This window comes from Chryseobacterium sp. DT-167, assembly GCF_058310155.1.
The window spans coordinates 1-559 of the sequence record NZ_JBZEEQ010000111.1; the positions used below are offsets into that span (position 1 = coordinate 1).

1 protein-coding gene is annotated in these 559 nt (G+C 69.9%); it reads left to right on the forward strand.

Features of this window, described 5'->3' with window-relative positions; genetic code table 11:
- The coding region (locus AC4FQ5_RS20025; protein ID WP_491146445.1) for a PKD domain-containing protein at positions 1–559 on the forward strand (559 nt) is incomplete at both ends.

Here is a 559-nt window from a genome sequence, read left to right on the forward strand (position 1 = left end):
CGTTCACGGCGACACCGAAGGATCTGACGGTCGCCGTCGATGGCTCGGCCTCGACCGACTCCGACGGTTCGATCGCGTCATACACGTGGTCGTTCGGTGACGGGACGACCGCAAGCGGGAAGACGGCGTCGAGGACCTACGAGGCGCCCGGCACCTACACGGTGACGCTGACGACGACCGACAACGCCGGAGCGAAGGCGACCGCGACGAAGGCTGTCACCGTCACGGCTCCGGCGGCCCCGGGCGCCGGAGTTCTCGCGGCGGACAGTTTCTCCCGCACGACGACCTCATCGTGGGGCTCGGCCCAGACGGGCGGGGCGTGGGCGATCGGCGGTGGCAACACCGGATTCTCGGTGGTCGCCCCGACGGGACGCATCGCCAACTCGCCCGGGCAGACGCGCACAGCGCTGCTGCCGGCCGTGTCCAGCACGGCGACGGACAGCGTCGTGTCGTTCACGCTCGACTCGACTTCCGTCGCGGGCCAGTACGTCTCCGTCGTGGGTCGATCCGTGGGTGCGGACTCTTACAGCGCGCGGATCAAGACGCAGTCGGGGGGACT